Source organism: Acidiplasma aeolicum, assembly GCF_001402945.1.
GTDB lineage: Archaea > Thermoplasmatota > Thermoplasmata > Thermoplasmatales > Thermoplasmataceae > Acidiplasma > Acidiplasma aeolicum.
In genome coordinates, this window is record NZ_LKBG01000134.1 from 1 (window position 1) to 15172 (window position 15172).

The window sequence follows — 15172 nt, forward strand, 5'->3', positions numbered from 1 at the left end:
TTATTAATATAATACTCTTAAGTCAATAATGTATTAATAAAATAATGTAATATAGCATAAAATGACAGAAATTTTAAATATTTCAGATAATAAATATTATGAATCAATAAAAAGGGCTGCAGAAATAATAAAAAATGGAGGCACTGTTGTTTTTCCGACGGAGACCGTTTACGGTCTGGGTGCAAACGCATATTCAGAAGATGCATGCAAAAAGATTTTTGAGGCCAAAAAAAGGCCTGCAGATAATCCATTAATTGTAACGGTTTCAAATTTTGAAATGGTAAATAATGTATGCTATATTGATAAAGATATTGAAGAAAAAATGAAAAAAATCTGGCCATCTCCATTAACATTGCTGTTAAAGAAAAAGGATGTAATACCGGATATAGTCACATCTGGAATGGATACAGTATGTGTAAGGTTTCCGGACAATAAAATCGCGCTCGATTTAATAGAGGCTGCAGGTGTGCCTGTTGCCGCACCCAGTGCAAATATAGCAACCAGGCCATCAATAGTTGATTCAAAAGATGCAATAAAGGAACTTGATGGCAGGGTGGATGCAATCATAGACGCGGGCAGGGTAAAATTTGGTGTGGAATCCACCATACTTGATGTTACAAAAAAACCATACAGTCTTCTACGCCCTGGTGCGTATTCCGTTGAGGATATTGAGGCGGTATTTGGCCAGATATATATAAGCCCTGTTGCCGAGGGTTATAAGGAATCCAGCATTGCGCTTACACCAGGCATGAAATACCGGCACTATGCCCCCTCAAAGAAATTATTCCTTATTGAAAATGAAGAAGAATTCAGGGAGTTTATATCATCAGACAGATCCAGGGAATTCCTGGTTTTATGTTCAGCGGACAATGCAAAATATGCAAAATTTGATAAAATTGTTCTCGGAAAAAATGCTGTGGAGGCTGCACATAACCTGTTTTATGACTTCAGAATACTTGACCAGAGTGATAAAAAATATGGTGTTATTCAGGCATTTCCTGAAAAAGGGATTGGCTTTGGCCTAATGAACAGAATTAGAAAGGCAAGTTTTCTTATAATAAAGGACAAAGAAAATATAGATAAAATAAATGAAGTATTAAATGAGTCCTGAAAGCTATAAGATCAGATGGGATTTAATACTTAAAAAGGAGATAGAGTACCTGCAAAAAAAATATCCTGATATAGATGTTAAATCAAATTATCAGGGCATAATTTCAGACCTGATGGAAAATAAGATAAAATCAAAAATAATGGTCAATAAAAACGATTTAATTGCCTATGGGTATATTATGGATTCTGTAGAAAAGCATGATAGGATTTATGCTGATATTGGATTCCTGAACCAGAAATACATAAACAATGAGAGATTAAAGGTATTTTTTGACTGGATTCTTGAGGCCGGTAAAAATTCGAGAAAAAAGATTATGCTAAATCCAATATTTAATGAAAATGAAATTTCAGAAAAATACCTTGAGTCAATCGGCTTTAAGAAGGCAGTGAGAAAAAGAATGGTCTTAAATCTGGATGATTATAAATATAATGAAATTAGTACAAAATACGAAACAGGAAACCCAAGGGATATATCATCTGAAATTTATGCAGATGCTGAATATGATGCATTCAGGTATTCATCTGATGCCTTTCTGTTCAGCAGCATCAGGCAGGATAGAATAGAATCTGTAAATTCCTTATTTAATGGAGAATATGGAAAGATATTATATGATGCATCCCTAATAATAAAAAACAAGGGAAGGGTAATTGGATCGGTGCTTTCCTCACAGATAAGCTTTGACCGTGCCTTCATACTTTCAATTTTTGTAAAGAAGGAGCATAGGAATGAGGGAAACGGCAAATACCTTTTATACTCAGCATTAAACAGGTTAAAGGCACTATCATATAAGTATGTGTACCTCTGGGTAAATGAAAAAAACACTGCATATAAAATGTACGGGGATGCAGGGTTTAAGTTTGATAACTACCCTCCAGAGATTATATATTATATTAATAAACCATGAATGGCAAGCAAAAATATTAAATCATTTTATTGTTTTCCCATTTATGAGTATTATAGATTTTATTTCCATGGCATTATTTATTGCCACAATTATATATATATCATTAAAGCAGATAGAAACATTCAAAATTAAACTACTTGTTTCCATGCCTTTTATTATTCTTATATTCCTATTTTCAAGATCTTTTGTACTTCTTCCAATATATATTTATTCATTAATAGCTGCAACATATTTGTACACAATATTTTTTTATATACCATTTGCCATAGATTTTATTTTAATTTTAATATCCTCATTGGACCATATGGCCACATTAAAATTGCTTTTGATATCAATATCAGTGCCAATGCTTATGTCGATGTTTCTTGATAAGAACATGAAAAAGTACGGATTGGAAAATGAGGAGCATAAGGGCAAGGATATTAAAAGAGAATCATACAGAGACTATTTCCAGATAGGAACAGGTATAATTACCATTCTTGTTTTTGTATTTTTCGGGCATTTTGGAAAGGTTATAATCCTTTATTCTGTGCTCTTAATATACCTTTTTGGCAATATACTGTATCTGCATAAGGATTACAGAATTACTAATCTTGTATACAGAATGGAAAGGGAAAACACAAAGCTTGGCCTTGGTTCAATGTATCTTGCATCAGGTTTTTTGCTTGTTATGGGTTTTATAGGTTCCATCAAGGTGCTTTATGTGGCGGCATTCCTTATAATGGTTGGGGATTCCCTTGCAACAATAATAGGTATGAGGCTGAGAACCCCAAGGCTTGTGTATAATAATAAAAAGTCAGTTGGTGGATTTCTTGCAATGTGCATTCCATCATTTATCTTCGGTGTTTTTTTCATTTTTTATGTACCTGCAATATTTTATTCAGTTTTTGCCACATTTGCAGAAAGCATATCCAATAAAATAGCAGACGATAATATTACAATACCTGTATCTATAATAATAGCCCATTTTATTCTTGCCGTGGCCTGATATTTAAAAAATAATTTTTTTAGAAAGGCATTAACTGCAAAATTTTTATAGTCTAATGTATTTTAGATGTTAAGCGAGTGTGGTGTAGCCTGGTAACACGCGACCTTGCCAAGGTCATGCCCCGGGTTCAAATCCCGGCTCTCGCACTTTTTTATTTAATGTTTATTTAATTGTGTGATTATTTAATATTAAATACATATCTTTTTGTGACCATAATTAACTGAACTTTAGATTATGCCTTCCGTTAACCATTTTAGCATACGCCTTTGCAAGTTATCATCCATTTGATGCCTAAATCTTAAATACTGTACAAAATCCCTAATCCTGTTAAATGCCTCATGGTTTCTTTTTAATTATATTATATGATGCAATACTTATCAGAATTATTAACAGCATTTATGAAATTTTAATTCATGTTAATTGCGCAAAACCACGGTTTCTGTATGCTGTGAAATATTGCAATCATAAAAATATCAATGAAACTAATGGCCATAGTATTATTTATGTAATTTTCTAATAGATAGTTTATAAATCAATAGTATAGTAATAAAGTTTAAGTATTGCCATGCAATTACTACTATCTCGTGATTAATTATGATTAATAAAAATAGTAGAAATGGTATATTATTTACGGCAGTTATAATAATGGTAATGACAATAGCAATGAGGTCAACAAATAATATGGTGATTACCACACTGCCATTGCTATCCAAAATTGACCTTGGCTTTTCCAAATTCTTTGTTGGTATTATATCTGCATTGCTTTACCTCTTTACATTTTCAGCAACGTTTTACATAAATCCAAGATTATCTGCATCGCCTAGAAGATTTTTATTTATAATATCAAATATTGTAATTACAGTTTTACTAGTATTATATTTCCTTGCAAATTATATAATTATATGGCCTGTATCTGCACTGGCAGGTTTTTCATATGGAATGCTGATGCCCAATCTAATTACCTCAGCATCATTGATAAATGATCAGAAAACCAGGGAGAGGCTTATATCCCTATATTCAGTTGGATTGAGCTTAAGTTTAATCATAGGGCCAGTATTTGAGGACTATATACTGTCAATAACCTCAAACAATTACAGACTGGTATTCTTATATTTTGTGCCCATAGCAGTGGCCGGCCTAATTGCCTCAATATGGATAAAATTCCCCGAGACCAAACATGAGAACAGGAAAAGAGCATTTAAAAATAGGTCTCTTAAGATTTCAATTTTAACCATAACCACGTATAATGTTCCATTTGCTGCACTCAGCATTTTCCTGACCCTATTTGCCATAAGCAGATTCCACATATCAGGTGCACTGGCTTATTCACCGTATATTTATTTCTTTGCAGTATCATTCATAACCAGATCATTTATGACAGTACGTCCATTTAACTCCATTAAATCACCATTGCTCATATCAATAATAATAACGGCGGCAGCACTTGCAGCCTTCCCATTTTTGCCAAACTTTTTATCATTTATACTGGTAATGATGCTCCTTGGAATTCCTCATGGATCAGTATTCCCATTATCAACAATAATAATATCTAGAGGTTCAAGCCTGGAGGAACGCAGTGCTGTAAATTCATATTTCATGGCATACAATAATATACTATTTATGATAATTCCACTCGTCTTTGGTTATATTGTTGGCATAATAGGGTATTCTGTATCATTTTTCCTTTTGATCATTCCTGTGATAGTATCATCAGTAGCATTATACTGGAAATACAGCAATGACGAAATCTTTTCATATTCGTCATCTAATAAGGGCAGGGTCCAGAAAAATGCAAGCAAAATTATATATAAATAAGCGGGACTAACTGTTCATCCTCAGTTAGCCCCCCATGATGGCTTTTAAGCAGTGGTTTATCCCTGTTATTCTGAACCTTATATATTAAAGCCCTCCCATCCTCTGGTAGGAGTAAATAGTCCCCTACTCTATTCAGAAACCTTTGACTTACATTTCCCAAAAGATTTTTATTAATTATATCATTGTATTTAAAAATAGAAACATTTTCATATTTTATAAGGTCTGAAATATCCTGCCTTGTTTTTAAAAACATGGCCCTTGAATCACCGTATGGCATTATATCCAGCCTTTCAAGGAGGTCTTTATTGTCATTTATAATAACATTTTCTGAAACAGGTACATGCCCATGATCCGCTGTTATGATTATATTATAATTATCCTTGTATTTTTCAACACTATTCTTTACATTGTTTATAATTTCATCTGCTGCATTTAGCACAAAATCCTGATAGGTACCATAGGCATGTGCAAGTGAATCAATAAATGGTATGTAATAGTATATAAAATCATAACCCCTGGATGCTGCATTATCCAGCTGGTAAATTGAATCCCAGAAGAACTTATACTGATAATAATCCCCGTCCATCATTACGGAGGTAAATGTTGTTTTATCAAGCCTTCCCGGCATTATAACAGCATATTTTTTATCAGTATTTTTTAGGTATGGTTTTATATCATATTCATCTGTAAAATTTCTAATTGGCTGCAATGCTTCAGATGTATCAAGTCCGTTAAATGTAAACCTCATGGGGTTTATCACACCAATGTCATTTGTATAATTTGTGTATCCTATTACACCATGTTCTCCCGGCATCATTGCTGTAAACAATGTTGTAATAACGCTTGCTGTTGTTGATGGGAACACTGTTGTAATTTTTCTGTAATTCATATTAATATTCAATCTTTTAACATAATTTATGCCGAATCCATCAATTAGAACCAAAATTGTTTTATCCTTTTCAAGGTTAATATCAATTGGTTCCCTTTGTGTATTTACACCTAAAGAATCCGATAACTTTACTGCAAGATTATATATGCTGTTTTTTTTATAATCAGGATAAACAAATGTCATAAATCATTATTGCTTTTTTATATATATCCTTAGTTGGTATTTGCACATAAAATAATATATTTCGTTTAATGCCGTAATTAATTTTAAATAATTTGAAATATTTTGATTTATATGCTATTTAAAGAAAATGCCAAAGACATGGACTATGAATCGATATATAAAGATTTTAAATTTGACATTCCAGATCATTTAAATATATCTGAAGAAATAGAAAAAAACAGCGGTGTTGCATTAATAGACAAAAATAAGAAAATGACATATAGGGAAATAAAGGAAAGAAGTGGCTACGTTGCAAAACTTTTAAGGGAAATAGGTATTTCAAAGGGTGATGTGGTCTCAATTTTGCTTGACCAGTCATTTGATTTTGTCATCTCTCTTTTGGGAATTTATAAAATGGGCGGCACAGCACTGGCATTATCACCAGTTTTTGGAGACGAGGCAATAAAATACAGAATTTGCAGTTCTGGGTCAAGGGCAATCATAAGTAATATACAATTCAGGGAAAAGTTCAAAAGCATAGATATAATCAAAATTGGAGATGGGCTGGATTTTGGCATTAACGGCAAAAACAGTAATGAACCATATGAAAACACAAAAAAATCAGATCCGGCACAGCTAATTTATACCTCAGGTACCACCGGAAATCCCAAGGGAGCAATGCTTTCACATCAGTGGGTTATAGGGAATATGCCGGCATGGATTATGGGATATGATTTCCCAGATGCGGGTTCTTTATTTTCAACACCTGCTGAATGGGCATGGGCTGGTGGTCTTGCTGACAGCCTGCTGCCTGCACTATACACAGGAAATACAGTTGTTATAAGGGAGAGGAAAAAATTTGATCCGGATGAATTTTTCGATTTTTTAAATCTATTTCATATAAATTACCTTTTTCTGGTACCAAGCGCAATTAGAATGATTAAATCCTCAGGAAAAATATATAATCATAATGTTAAGTCCATTCTCACAGGCGGTGAATACATATCACCTGAATTAATAAATTACATGCACGATAGGCTTGGCATTAGGGTAAATCAGACATATGGTCAAACTGAGGCAAACATGGTGCTAATAAACATGTACAAATGGAATAATCTGGATAAAACTGGAAGGCCTGTGCCCGGTCACAGGGTTAATATTTATCATTCTGACGGTACACTGTGCAATGAGGGTGAAACTGGAGAAATTGGGGTAGAGCTTCCAGATCCTGTGGTAATGATTGGCTATAATAATGCCGATGCAAAAATTATAAAAAATGTAATTATGACAGGGGACCTTGGATATTCAGACCATGGATTTATTAAATATGTTAATAGGAGCGATGAAATCATAAAGATATCCGGATACAGAATTAATCCAATAGAGGTTGAAAATGTAATAGATGAGATTCCATTTGTTAAAAAATCTGCAGTTGCAGGTATAGATGATGATATAAGGGGTAAAATTATAGGTGCAATAATAGTATTAAAGGACAAAACTGTTCAAAATCCTGACAAGATTATAAAGGAATATGTAAGGGATAGACTTGCACTTTATGCCTATCCGAGGTTAATAAAATTTTCTGATTTTTTGCCAGAAACATATACCGGAAAAATTGCCAGGGCGATTGTTAAAAGGGAGCTAATTGAATATAAATCGTCAATTAACGAAATTAATTACGGGAAATAGTAAAAATATTTATATATTATTGTTTACTAAAATTTTTTAATGATAGAAAAGAATGTTACTTTTAAAAGCTATAAAAATGAGGATTTTACCAATGCATTAAAAATATCAGTTTCAGCGAATCTGGGCTGGGGATTTGAATTATTTGACCTTGTTGTCTATCTTTATGTAACTACAACTATAGCACCACTGTTCTTTCCAAGCAGCAGCTACATAGCATCTGTTTTATTATTTTTAGGAACTCTTGTTCTTGGATACTTTGCAAGGCCCATAGGGGCGGTATTTCTGGGGCACTTTGGAGATAAAATTGGGCGCAAGAGTATATGGCTTGTTTCCCTGCTTGGCATGGGAATAGCAACCGTTTCCATGGGATTTTTACCAACATACGCTCAGGTTGGTGTCCTTGCCACCGTTTTGTTGATAGCCTTAAGAATGTCACAGGGATTTTTCCTTGCTGGTGAGTGGGGTGGTGGCCAGACCATAGTTAATGAGAATTCCCCGCAGGGTTTAAGGGGATTTTTTTCAGGGATACAGCAGGGGGGAGCAGCACTTGGGCTTATATTTGCTGTAATTGCCAATGAAATAGCACTTTATATAGCACCCGGGGCAGCATTCAGCACAATAGGCTGGAGGATAATGTTCTGGTTTGGTGCCATCCCACTTGCAATTGCAATTCTAACAAGATATAAAATAAGGGAAAGAATTGTGTTTAATGCTGAAAAAACCGTGAAATTTCCAATAGTGGATGTATTTAAAAAATACTATAAATTTGTTATTGTTGGCACACTTTTATTACTTGGAAACGGAATTATATACTATGGAGAAATAGCATACATGCCAACATATCTTGGGCTTTATACAAAACTCAGTGCGGCATCAATAGACCTGGCCGTTCTTGTTACAAATCTGGTCTGGCTATTCAGCAGTCCAATTGCCGGTTACATGAGCGACAGGGTCAGATCAAGAAGGGCATGGATATCATCCATATTTATTGTAATGATTATACTTGCGTATCCTGTAATATTATTGCTGCACAGTGGATACCTTCCATTTGTTCTATTCAGCGGTATAATTCTTGGATTAATAATATCATTTCAATATGCGGTTATACCTGCGTTTTTATCAGAAAACAGTGATTCTTCAGTGAGATATTCCTTTATTGCATTCTCAATAAACCTTGGCGTTGCGTTATCATCCTTTGGACCATTCCTTGGAACCTATCTATCAACTGTAATGAAAAACAGCGTCCTTGGAATAGTAATACTGGTAATAGCAAGCTCACTTGCAGGCTTCATTGCCATGATGTTTTCTCCAAGAGACAATATTGATGCAGAACTAAATTAATATTTTTTATGTTTTTTAGAAAAATATATAGCAATAAATTATTTAAAAAACTATAAATAATAGATGTTACTTTATGAAAAGGGGGTGTTAAGATGGTCAAATTCGTTGAATTTTATGATGATGATGACGACGATGAAGATGACGATGATGACGATGGCGACGATTTCTAATAACATTTTTATACAAAATTAAAATCAAATAAAAATGGAGGTCATTGTCATTGGTGGTGGGGCTGCAGGAATGTCTGCAGCATCCAAAATTAAACGGGAAAATCCGGACTATAATGTAACAGTTTTTGAAAAATCCAATTTTGTTTCATATGCCGAATGCGGAATGCCTTACTATCTTGCGGGCTATTTTGATGATTTTACAAGACTTTTACATTATCCAATAACGGAATTTACAGATAAAAGGAAAATACGGGTTTTTATAAATACAAAAATAGACAGGATAGATGCTGTAAATAAAAGAGTATTTTCCGGAACAGTTGCATACAGCTATGATAAGCTTGTTATTGCCACCGGGGCATCACCAAAAATTCCTGATGTGCTTAAGGATACCTACTTTTTAAGATCCATGAATGAGGCAATTAATATTAAAAAGAAGCTTGAAAACTCACATGATGTTACATTAATAGGCGCAGGCGTTCTTGGCACAGAGCTGTTTTCGCTGCTTAGTGAAAGGTATAATGTAAGGCTTATATCAAAGCATGAGTTTATACTTCCCTACCTGGATGAAGATATTGGAAATATATTAAAAGAAATTGTTTTGGCCAATAATAAAAATATAGAATTTAATTCAGTTCCTGTTGAGGTCACAAAAAATAACAATAAATTTACTGTAAAAACAGAATATGGAACGCATGATGCAGATATTGTGATATCCTCAACAGGCATAATTCCGGATGTTTCCTTGGCAGAGGAGGCTGGATTAAAAACCGTTAATGGCCTAATAAGCACTGATGATTATCTTCACACATCTGATTATGATATATTTGCTGGCGGTGACACTGCTGCCGTAAAAAACATAATAACCGGTGAGAGGCAGCATTTCCCACTGGCACAGATTGCAAATAAAATGGGCAGAACAATAGGAGTAAATATAAATAGGGATACACGTAAATTCCCCGGTGCTCTGGGCACAACCATAATAAATGTCTTTGGATGGCAGGTTGGATATACCGGCATTAATGAAAGAACTGCAGCCAAATATAATATAAATGCTGAAAAAATATTGGTACATGGAAAGAGCAGATCAGCCTATTTAAATGGCAGCGATGTTTATATAAAGATAATAATAAATAAAAATACGGAAAAAATTATTGGGGCGCAGATAATAGATAAAGATAACGGGGCATGGAGGCTCAACACTCTGGCAGCAGCAATAACATCAGGAATTTCGGTCTCTGACATGTTCTATGCAGACCTCGGATATGAGCCTGAATATGGGCCGGTATGGGATCCAATAATAATAGCCTCAAGCCTTGGCATTGATAAATTAGATGTGAAATGACAGCAGGACAACAAGATATGATAGAATCGTCAAAAATATTATAAGAATTATTGTGCCATAAATATAATTCATTATTTTTCTGTTATATATCACAAAGAGGAAAAAGTTTACGATTTCCCTCATTTTCAATTTTGATTTTCCCTCAGTTCTTTTTACAAATTTTACAGGATACTCGGTTATTTTGAAGTTATTATTTACAAGCCTGTTGACTATGTCCACCTGGCCTACATACCCATTTTCTATATCTATTTGATGGGCCAAAAATTCACACGCCCTTCTGCTGTACACCCTAAAACCTGATGTGCAGTCCTTTATATCTATGTTAAACGCAACATGAAAAAGGAGGTTTGCTGACCTGCTAATAATCTGCCTGATAAATTCATCATCTGTGACACCATTTTCAGTATATCTTGAACCTATAACAAGATCAGACGATGTTTTTATTGCCTGATCTATCATGCCATTGATATCCTCAGGCCTGTGTGATAAATCAGCATCCATGACAACAACATAATCAGAATCAGAAAGCCTCATGCCATCAAGCTCTGCACTAATAAGGCCAAGCCTGCCACTCCTGAATAATAAATGCACATCCGGATACCTCTTTTTTATTTCTGGAGTTCCATCATCAGAGCCATCGTCTATTATATAAATGGAATCCAGATTCCTTTTTTTAAGCTCAGGAATTAATCTTTCAAGGTTTTTTTTCTCGTTAAGTGCGGGTATAACCACACTTGTGGTTGTCATATGGTGGGTAATCTAAAAATTGCTATTTAAATTTTTTAAAAAAATAAAATTTTATAATGATACCTTTCCAGGAATCTTTGGGAATGGTGATGTGTCCTCTATTCTTTCTAATCCACACACAAATCTCGTGAATCTTTCTATGCCTATACCAAATCCCGTGGACATTTTAATTCCGTGTTTTGCAAGCTCAATGAACCATTTAAACTGTTCCTCAGTCTGCCCCTTTTTATGTATTCTTTCTATTATTCTGTCAAGCTCATATTCTCTTTCTCCTCCAGATGATGCCTCCTGATAACCCTCGGGCCATATTAAATCCATATCCCTTAGTATTCCGGGTTTGTCAGGGTACTCACGATCATAGAATTCCCTTTCCTTTAATGGTATATCTATCAGCCATATGGGCGTTTTTGATTCCTTTGAAATGATCCTTTCAAAATCCTTTCCATATTTTTCCTCTGCCTCAGCATATGTTATTTTTGGGAATGGTTTCTGATAATCTGGAAGATCACGCCCAAAATATTCAAGTTCCTCTGGGTGCTCCTCCTTTATCCTTTTGATTGTATATATTATTAAATCCTCGGCAAGATCCATCATATCCTCCCTTGTCTTCTCCAGTGCCTCAATATCTATCTGTGTGAACTCATACAGATGCCTGCCTGTTTCAGCCTTTTCCTCCTTTTCTAATCTTATGTTTGGTGACATTATAAAGATCTTTTTTAATTCCTGAACTGCTATCTGTTTATGGAATATCATGCTTTTTGTTATCCACATATCGCCTCCATAGGCACTTATCTTTGGATCATATACAGGATGGTTTAGTGGGTCAGTAAGCGGTGATATTATAATTGGTGATATTTCTATATAGCCCTTTGATCTTAAAAAATCCGTCACATAGGACCGGATAAAACTCTGCACCTTTATGGCATGCTGTACCTTCTTATCTGCAAGGTGCTTCATGGCAAGCTCAACTTCCTTTTTAACATAATCATTGCTTTTATATGCTATTTCCATATTAACTTTATATTATTACAATTTATAAAGCTTTTAGTGTAAATTCTGTTATTAAAACAAATAATTTAAATAATGAATTGCCATTTTGGTATAATGTTGGATAGTATTGATAAAAAGGATACTAAAATTATAGAGTATTTAAAGGAACATGGCAGGGATAAAATTTCAGATATATCAAATGCATTGCAGATGCCCAGGGCAACAATATTTGAGAGGATGGAGCGCCTTAAGAAGGAGGGTTTTATAAGGAAGTACACTGTAGACCTTGATTATGAGAAGCTCGGGTATTCTGTTCTTGCATACATATTAATACAGTATGATTCAAAGTCAAAAACAGATCAGAGAACATTATGTGCCAACCTTGCAAAGCTTGACAGCGTCATTTCAGCATCAATTATTACCGGTGATTGGGACATAATAATATTAACAGCACAGAAAACAATGAAGGATCTTTCAACATTTGTGCTTGAAAAATTAAGAACCATGGATGGTGTTGAGAAGAGTCTTACAATACCATTATTCGAAAGAATATTATAAAAAAAAGTATTTATGTATACGTTGCTGGGATAGCCTAGCCTGGTAGGGCGCAGGTCTGGAAAACCTGTGCTGAAATAGCTCGGGAGTTCAAATCTCCCTCCCAGCGCTTTCATCATTTATCTGGCTTAACCTGTTCACTGTATTTATTATATTTCTAATTACAGCATCCCGGTTTTTTATGTAATCAAGGGACCATACCCTGTAAATATTCCAGCCACGATCTGAAAGCACATTATTTCTAATTCTTTCCCTTTCAGATGGTGTTTTCATTCTGTAATAAACGTCGCCATCAGTTTCTATACCAAGTATGTAATGATTTCTATCTGCCGGGTCAATTATGCCAAGCGGTATATTGTTTTTTGAAAACCCAACATTTTTGTCCACTTTTAATCCAGAATTTATAAGTGCCTCATAGATATCGTCTGTTATTTCATCAGAGCTTGAGAATTTATTAACCGTATTACCATCACCTGTTACCGCAAAATGTATGTACCTTCTTAGCAGTTCCGGGCCGCTGCCGGCAGCATTTTCCGGTACTTTTATGTCTTCTGGTTTAATTGACGATACTATTATTATTTTTTTTCTTGCCCTGGTAATTGCAACATTAAGCCTTTTTTCACCACCGGCAGAATTTAAAGGGCCAAAATTCATGGTTAATTTTCCATTTTCATCCCTTCCATAACCTATGCTGAAAATGATTATATCACGCTCATCTCCCTGCACATTCTCAAGATTCTTAATAAACAGATTTCCATTATTTATCATATCCGCAAGCACATTATCATTTCTTGAGTATTCAGTTACAGCATCCTCTATGGCACTCCTCTGGGCATCGCTTAATGTAACAATTCCTATTGACTCGTTATAATTATATTCTTTTTTAATTATATTCACAACCTCATTTGCCTCTGAAATATTTGTTCTTGATTTTCCCCTGCCATATGTACCCTCCACATAGTCAAAAACTATTCCTGAATTTTCTGATGATTTGTATGCAGATGGGAATGTTTCAAGTGAATTATCATAAAAATATTTGTTGGAAAATGCTATTAAACGGTCATCAACACTTCTGTAATGCCACTTTAGTGACAATTTTGACAAACCAATGGCATCAAACTGATCCATTATATTATCAAGGACAACGTAGTTTTCGTTATATTTAGATTGGTTGACATTTTCGAAAAATGACGTCGGTGGAAGCTGCTGTGTATCCCCGGAAATTATTGCCTGGCCTGATCTGAATAATGAACCCACGGCCTCGGAAGGGGTTACCTGTGAGGCCTCATCAAATATAACCACATCAAAATTTATATTAACCCCAATGTATGAACTAACATTTATGGGGCTTGCCATAAAGCATGGCTTAATGCTGAACAATATATCCCTTATTTCTCCGAATATCTTTTTAACAGGCTTCTGGAATTTTTTCTTCGCGTTCTCTGTTTTTATTACCATAACCTCCTCTGGATATTTTTCCATTGCCGCAATTTTTCTCTTATAAAGGGAATAAATCAGACCCTTTTTATATATATCCATTCTCTTTATATCGAATTCCCTGAACATTTTGATAAGGCGTTCGAATGAATTGGAGCTAAAATTTCTAAGGTTCTCATCATTTCTTACATAATAATTTAGGAACTTAGTATAATACTCGTGATTAAATGCGTTAAGAATGTCACGGTCATGTATTTCGGTGCCAAGAATGCCATTAATTTTAATGCCCTGCGAGTTCAAATTGTCCATTAAATCAACTAATTTTATGTATCTTTCAAGGTCAAATTTATACAGGGTACCCATGTTTTCGTAAATTTTTGTTAAATCATATTCATTAATTTTGATTGAATCATCAAAATATAATTTGTAGTTTCTTATACCCCTATATAATAATATATAATTCCTGATTATATCACAATTTAAATCATGATCCTTCATTTTAAAAGTTTCAGGGATATCATCTATTATTTTTTTATCCTTAATGTTATTTAAAATATTAGATATATACGCAATCTTCTTTATATTATCATGGTTAATGTCTCCTATTTCTAATTCGATTTTTTTAATGTTATTTCCCTCAAGCTTTATTGCCCTTGCAGTGCCAATATATTCCAGAATTTCACCATAGCCCTTTTTCTCAGTAAAATTATAGATATTTCTTATTTTTGCATAAATTTCCTTATACGATGATGACATTCTTTTAAATGGAGATTTATATTCATTTTTTAATAAACTGTACAGCCTTTCCAGGTCTGTATTCAAAATTCCATCACCATGAATTTTTTTTAATTCCCCTAATTTTTTATCGTAATCGTATTTTTTAGAAAAATATTCATTAAGCCTGATGTTTAATTTGGTATAATCAATGTTTAAATCCTCTGGGGTTATATTAATGCCATAATTAATGCCACAGGCAAGTAAAAATGGACTCAAATGGTATGATTATTGAAGAACTTGAAAAACAGCTTGAAT

12 protein-coding genes and 2 tRNA genes are annotated in these 15172 nt (G+C 34.0%); 10 read left to right on the forward strand and 4 right to left on the reverse strand.

The window, feature by feature from the left end; translation table 11 throughout:
- The first annotated feature begins 61 nt into the window (after window positions 1–61).
- The 5 genes from AOG54_RS03580 (at window position 62) to AOG54_RS03600 (ending at window position 4818) form a co-directional block, all read left to right on the forward strand.
- A complete protein-coding gene (locus AOG54_RS03580; protein WP_048102594.1) occupies window positions 62–1111 on the forward strand; it encodes an L-threonylcarbamoyladenylate synthase in 1050 nt (349 codons plus the stop codon).
- Window positions 1101–2015, forward strand: coding sequence for a GNAT family N-acetyltransferase (locus tag AOG54_RS03585; protein WP_055032430.1), 915 nt, complete (start codon window positions 1101–1103; stop codon window positions 2013–2015). The genes AOG54_RS03580 and AOG54_RS03585 overlap by 11 nt, the downstream gene beginning before the upstream one ends.
- Window positions 2016–2058: 43 nt before the next feature.
- Complete coding sequence (locus AOG54_RS03590; RefSeq protein ID WP_156324186.1) at window positions 2059–3003, forward strand: diacylglycerol/polyprenol kinase family protein; 945 nt, start codon at window positions 2059–2061, stop codon at window positions 3001–3003.
- A 73-nt stretch (window positions 3004–3076) separates the two neighbouring features.
- Window positions 3077–3149 (forward strand) — tRNA-Gly (locus tag AOG54_RS03595).
- A gap of 448 nt (window positions 3150–3597) precedes the next feature.
- Window positions 3598–4818: an MFS transporter gene (locus AOG54_RS03600; RefSeq protein ID WP_055032432.1), complete on the forward strand. Its 1221-nt coding sequence runs from the start codon at window positions 3598–3600 to the stop codon at window positions 4816–4818.
- Here AOG54_RS03600 and AOG54_RS03605 read toward each other — a convergent pair.
- Entirely contained in the window at window positions 4805–5890 is a 1086-nt protein-coding gene (locus AOG54_RS03605; RefSeq protein ID WP_052656894.1) for an alkaline phosphatase family protein, read from the reverse strand. The genes AOG54_RS03600 and AOG54_RS03605 overlap by 14 nt on opposite strands.
- Before the next feature lie 111 nt (window positions 5891–6001).
- Here AOG54_RS03605 and AOG54_RS03610 point away from each other — a divergent pair, with 111 nt between their 5' ends.
- The 3 genes from AOG54_RS03610 to AOG54_RS03620 all read left to right on the forward strand — a co-directional run bounded on the left by AOG54_RS03610 (window position 6002) and on the right by AOG54_RS03620 (window position 10411).
- On the forward strand, window positions 6002–7558 hold the full coding sequence (locus AOG54_RS03610; RefSeq protein ID WP_156324187.1) for an AMP-binding protein: 1557 nt from the start codon (window positions 6002–6004) through the stop codon (window positions 7556–7558).
- Window positions 7559–7597: 39 nt separating this feature from the next.
- The gene (locus tag AOG54_RS03615) at window positions 7598–8899 is read left to right on the forward strand and encodes an MFS transporter (protein ID WP_055032433.1); all 1302 of its coding nucleotides are present in this window, start codon (window positions 7598–7600) and stop codon (window positions 8897–8899) included.
- Window positions 8900–9103: 204 nt separating this feature from the next.
- Complete coding sequence (locus AOG54_RS03620; protein WP_055032434.1) at window positions 9104–10411, forward strand: FAD-dependent oxidoreductase; 1308 nt, start codon at window positions 9104–9106, stop codon at window positions 10409–10411.
- Here the strand turns inward: AOG54_RS03620 and AOG54_RS03625 are convergent.
- Complete coding sequence (locus AOG54_RS03625; RefSeq protein ID WP_055032435.1) at window positions 10397–11158, reverse strand: polyprenol monophosphomannose synthase; 762 nt, start codon at window positions 11156–11158, stop codon at window positions 10397–10399. The two genes, AOG54_RS03620 and AOG54_RS03625, sit on opposite strands and share 15 nt — an antisense overlap.
- A 51-nt stretch (window positions 11159–11209) precedes the next feature.
- A complete protein-coding gene (locus tag AOG54_RS03630) occupies window positions 11210–12169 on the reverse strand; it encodes an asparagine synthetase A (protein ID WP_052656893.1) in 960 nt (319 codons plus the stop codon).
- A gap of 93 nt (window positions 12170–12262) precedes the next feature.
- Between AOG54_RS03630 and AOG54_RS03635 the strand changes: the two genes are divergently transcribed.
- Both AOG54_RS03635 and AOG54_RS03640 read left to right on the forward strand, forming a co-directional pair.
- A complete protein-coding gene (locus AOG54_RS03635) occupies window positions 12263–12706 on the forward strand; it encodes an Lrp/AsnC family transcriptional regulator (protein WP_052656892.1) in 444 nt (147 codons plus the stop codon).
- Between the two features lie 23 nt (window positions 12707–12729).
- A tRNA-Ser gene (locus tag AOG54_RS03640) sits at window positions 12730–12812 on the forward strand.
- Here AOG54_RS03640 and AOG54_RS09505 read toward each other — a convergent pair.
- Window positions 12794–15133, reverse strand: coding sequence for an AAA domain-containing protein (locus AOG54_RS09505; protein WP_084795476.1), 2340 nt, complete (start codon window positions 15131–15133; stop codon window positions 12794–12796). The two genes, AOG54_RS03640 and AOG54_RS09505, sit on opposite strands and share 19 nt — an antisense overlap.
- Window positions 15134–15172: the final 39 nt, after the last annotated feature.

Excerpts from the sequence above, each read along its gene's own strand:
- AOG54_RS03620 (WP_055032434.1), top strand. The coding sequence starts at position 9,104 with ATGGAGGTCATTGTCATTGGTGGTGGGGCTGCAGGAATGTCTGCAGCA.
- AOG54_RS03610 (WP_156324187.1), top strand. The coding sequence starts at position 6,002 with ATGCTATTTAAAGAAAATGCCAAAGACATGGACTATGAATCGATATAT.
- AOG54_RS03615 (WP_055032433.1), top strand. The coding sequence starts at position 7,598 with ATGATAGAAAAGAATGTTACTTTTAAAAGCTATAAAAATGAGGATTTT.
- AOG54_RS03590 (WP_156324186.1), top strand. The coding sequence starts at position 2,059 with ATGAGTATTATAGATTTTATTTCCATGGCATTATTTATTGCCACAATT.
- AOG54_RS03605 (WP_052656894.1), bottom strand. The coding sequence starts at position 5,890 with ATGACATTTGTTTATCCTGATTATAAAAAAAACAGCATATATAATCTT.
- AOG54_RS03630 (WP_052656893.1), bottom strand. The coding sequence starts at position 12,169 with ATGGAAATAGCATATAAAAGCAATGATTATGTTAAAAAGGAAGTTGAG.
- AOG54_RS03635 (WP_052656892.1), top strand. The coding sequence starts at position 12,263 with ATGTTGGATAGTATTGATAAAAAGGATACTAAAATTATAGAGTATTTA.
- AOG54_RS03625 (WP_055032435.1), bottom strand. The coding sequence starts at position 11,158 with ATGACAACCACAAGTGTGGTTATACCCGCACTTAACGAGAAAAAAAAC.
- AOG54_RS03585 (WP_055032430.1), top strand. The coding sequence starts at position 1,101 with ATGAGTCCTGAAAGCTATAAGATCAGATGGGATTTAATACTTAAAAAG.
- AOG54_RS03600 (WP_055032432.1), top strand. The coding sequence starts at position 3,598 with ATGATTAATAAAAATAGTAGAAATGGTATATTATTTACGGCAGTTATA.
- AOG54_RS03580 (WP_048102594.1), top strand. The coding sequence starts at position 62 with ATGACAGAAATTTTAAATATTTCAGATAATAAATATTATGAATCAATA.